We start from the raw sequence: 3,835 nt of genomic DNA, 5'->3' as shown, positions 1-3,835 counted from the left end.
TAACACGCTGCTGCATGTATACATCAGCCAGCCGGCTGATAATAAAGCGCCGGGTTTAAATGCTTTTTTTGGGAATGAGTTTAACCGGTTAAATACCTGGTTTTACGATATGGACATCTTTCTAAAATACATCAAAAGGTGCAACATGCTATTGCAGCAGGGCAGGTATGTAGCCGATGTTGCCTGCTTTATTGGTGAAGATGCGCCCAAAATGACCGGCACACAAGAACCTGAATTACCCAACGGCTACTCATTCGATTATATCAATGCTGAGGTGATCCAAACGAGGCTTGGTATCAGCAACGGCAAATTAACGCTGCCGGATGGTTTGTCATACCGCATATTGGTGCTGCCGCCGTTGAAAACCATCAGGCCCGCACTCCTGAAAAAAATTAAGGAGCTGGTATCAGCGGGTGCAGTAGTGTTAGGTCCTAAGCCTGAAACATCACCCAGCCTGGAGAATTATCCGGCAGCAGACCAGGAAGTAGCCCGCCTTGCCGCTGAGCTTTGGGGAAACATTGATGGAAATACCATTAAAATAAACAAGGTAGGCAAAGGAATGGTGTTGAGCGGTATGGACCTGCAGCAGGCGCTTAACCTGGTAAATGTTCAGCCGGATTTTAAAGTAACACCAGCCGATCCGGTACTTTTTATTCACCGCGATCTGAAAGAAGGCCAGGTATACTTCATCTCCAACCAAAAGGATAGCAGTATAAATATACGGCCGGAGTTCAGGGTAAGCGGCCTGGCGCCGGAATGGTGGGATCCTGTGAGCGGCAGCAGGCAGGTAATTGAGCAGTATTCCACAACAGCCGGATCAACGGTTGTACCCATGCAGCTGGCCCCAATGGAAAGTGCATTTGTAGTTTTCAGGAACAAAACATCCGGGCAGGGTAATGCCCTTATTAATACGGCAACTATTGCTATTAACACTCCCTGGTCTGTAAAATTTGATGCGAAAATGGGCGGTCCCCTGAATGCAGTGCAATTTGATAGCCTTACAGATTGGGCTGTTCACCCGAACGATAGTATCCGCTACTACTCAGGAGCAGCAGTATATCAGAATAGCTTTACCTGGCAGGGAACCGGTAAAGCCAGCCGGGTATACCTGGATCTGGGTTTGGTGAAGGCCATTGCAAAGGTCAGGATCAATGATGTTGAAGTGGGCGGCGTGTGGACAGCCCCCTATAAGATTGATATAACGGCTGCGCTTAAACCAGGAAAGAACACCATCGCTATTAAGGTAGTAAACACCTGGGTTAACCGCCTGATACACGATAGTGAGCTGCCAGCTGATAAACGCAGCACCTGGACCATCCACAATCCTTATAACAACAAAAGCGCATTGCAATCATCCGGGCTGCTTGGGCCGGTAAAGCTGGAAATAAAATGATCTATTCCTTCCGCAGGCTTTCCACCGGGTTGGCCATGGCGGCCCTGATAGCCTGGTAGCTCACCGTTAATATGGCAATAGCTATGGATAAGCAACACGCAAGTGCAAATACCCACCATTGGATACTCACGCGGTATTCATAGCTCTGCAGCCATTTATCCATACACCAGTATGATAAGGGCGCTGCTATTATAAACGAGATAATAACCAGCTTTACAAAATCTTTGGATAATAAAGTAGTAATACCTGTTATGGATGCGCCCAGCACTTTACGCACACCGATCTCCCGGATCCGGTTCTCTGCCATATACGCAGCAAGGCCAAACAATCCCAGGCATGAGATAAAGATGGTAAGCCCGGCAAATAAAGCGGCCAAAGTTCCCTGGCGTTGCTCATTCTCAAATTTCTGCGCATAGGAATCGTCTACGAACTTATATTCAAATGGATATTCCGGATTGTATTTTCTGAAAATAGTTGCTGCCTTTGCCAGGTTTTTAGTGGTAGCATTACTCCCGTTCAGCTTTATCTGTATCACCTGGAAGGTCATAAAGCTGCTCTTGGCGCCGCAGATCAATATAGGCCGGGTAGGTTCATAAGGGCTGGTAAGAATAAAATCTTTTATAACCCCTACAATGTGCCAGTTAATGCCCAGGTCCCCTACCACTTTGCCGATGGGGTCTTTAAACTTCATTACTTTCAGCGCCGATTCATTTATAATCAACCCCGTTGAATCCGTAGGATATTGTTTCAGATCAAAATCACGGCCCTGTACAAATTGCAGCCCGGCGGTAACGCCCAGCCCCTCATCAGATAAATACCGGTCAAAAGTGGTTTTGTCATTCGGGTCTTTTCCTTCCCAATTCTGTCCCCAGCCATTACTCCACCTTTCTGTAAGCGGCGAGTTTGTTCTTGTAATGGATCTTGCAATACCTGATTCCAGCAGCTCATTCTTAATTAATGTGTAATTCTTAGGGATGGTGCCTGTCATAAAAATATACACAAGATTATCTTTGTTATACCCGGTTTCCCGGTTGCGGGCATAGTCTATCTGTTGCTTTACAATAATAGTGCAGATGATCAGCACAATGGCCGATGTGAATTGCAGTACCACCAGCACTTTCCTGGGCGTTACCAATGCATTTGCTTTTTTAAAGGTGCCTTTTAATACCTTAACCGGCTGGAAGGATGAAAGGAAGAATGCTGGAAAGCTGCCGGCTAACAGACCGGTGAAAAGGATAAACCCAATAAATGCCAGCCAGGTATAAATATTCCCATAGTCCAGGGATAACTTTTTATCCGTAAGCTGGTTGTACGCAGGTAAGCTTACCCACACAAGAATAATAGCTACCATACCTGCCAGGAAAGCAATGAAAACAGACTCCCCTATGAACTGGCCGATGAGCGTACTTTTCTGGGCGCCTACCACTTTGCGGATGCCTACTTCTTTTGCACGTTTTTCACTCCGTGCTGTACTCAGGTTCATAAAATTGATACAGGCGATCAATAATATCAGGCCTGCAATAATGCTGAATATTTTTATGAATGTGCTGCGGCCTCCGTTATCTTCCACACCATTCGTAAAGCTTGAATACAAACGCCAACGTTCAAGCGGGTAAAGGAACAGCTCCCATTTCATTGTTTTGGCGTCATCACTATAATGCTGTCTAAGATCTTTTACTTTACGGTCTGCAGCAGCATGGTTTACATTAGGTTTCAGCAATACATAAGTAGGAGTGCTGTTATCGTTCCAGCCATAGTCCTGCCCTTCCCCGTATTTTATATAAGACCAGGGCAATAAGTAATCAAACTGGAATCGCGTATTGGCAGGCGGATCTTTTACCACACCCGTAACGGTGTAATTATCTTTATTCTCGATCCTTATAATTTTTCCTATTGCATCGTCATTGCCGAACAGGCTTTTAGCGGTGCTTTCCGTAAGCACCACGGAATGTACATCGTTCAGGGCTGTGAGAGGATTGCCCTTTATCATGGGGAAGCTGAACACCTGGAGAAAGCCTGTATCCACTACCATTCCTGACTTCAATACTTTCTTTTCTCCAACTGAAAAAAGTAAATTACCATATGAGTCCGCTCTTACCGTACGCTCTATTTCGGGCAGGTCTTTTTCCACGGCGCGGGCTGTTGGTGCGGATACCGTATTCCAGCATGTTACCTTACCTTCAATGGCCACACGGTTCCATACCTCATAGATCCGGTCTTTGTTCTTATGGAACCCGTCGTAGCTTTGCTCATCGTAGATCCACATAAAAATAAGTATGGCAGCAGCCATACCTACGGCAAGGCCTGTAATATTAATGGCCGAAAACCCTTTATTACGCAGCAGGTTCCGGTAAGCGACTTTGAAAAAATTCCTAATCATGGCAGATCGGTCATTCAGTGAAATGTAACAAACAAGATTGCGGGGGACTGCGAGCGAAGATA

2 protein-coding genes are annotated in these 3,835 nt (G+C 45.9%); one reads left to right on the top strand and one right to left on the bottom strand.

Annotated features, from left to right (window positions below; translation table 11 throughout):
* Window positions 1-1,393, top strand: a 1,393-nt coding sequence (locus VIM87_RS03165) for a glycosyl hydrolase (RefSeq protein ID WP_331995561.1), incomplete at its 5' end; no start/stop codon positions are given.
* 1 nt (window position 1,394) lies between these two features.
* On the opposite strand, the gene VIM87_RS03160 is transcribed toward VIM87_RS03165, so the two are convergent.
* Window positions 1,395-3,773, bottom strand: coding sequence for an ABC transporter permease (locus VIM87_RS03160; RefSeq protein WP_331995560.1), 2,379 nt, complete (start codon window positions 3,771-3,773; stop codon window positions 1,395-1,397).
* Window positions 3,774-3,835 lie beyond the last annotated feature (62 nt).

The sequence above is a fragment of the Chitinophaga sp. genome (assembly GCF_036569125.1).
Classification (GTDB): domain Bacteria; phylum Bacteroidota; class Bacteroidia; order Chitinophagales; family Chitinophagaceae; genus Chitinophaga.
The sequence above is the reverse complement of the archived record's forward strand: the minus strand, read 5'-3'. Positions and strand labels throughout refer to the sequence as shown.

What these genes read in the sequence shown, in the direction of transcription:
- VIM87_RS03160 (WP_331995560.1), bottom strand. Translation starts at nt 3,773, where the DNA reads ATGATTAGGAATTTTTTCAAAGTCGCTTACCGGAACCTGCTGCGTAAT.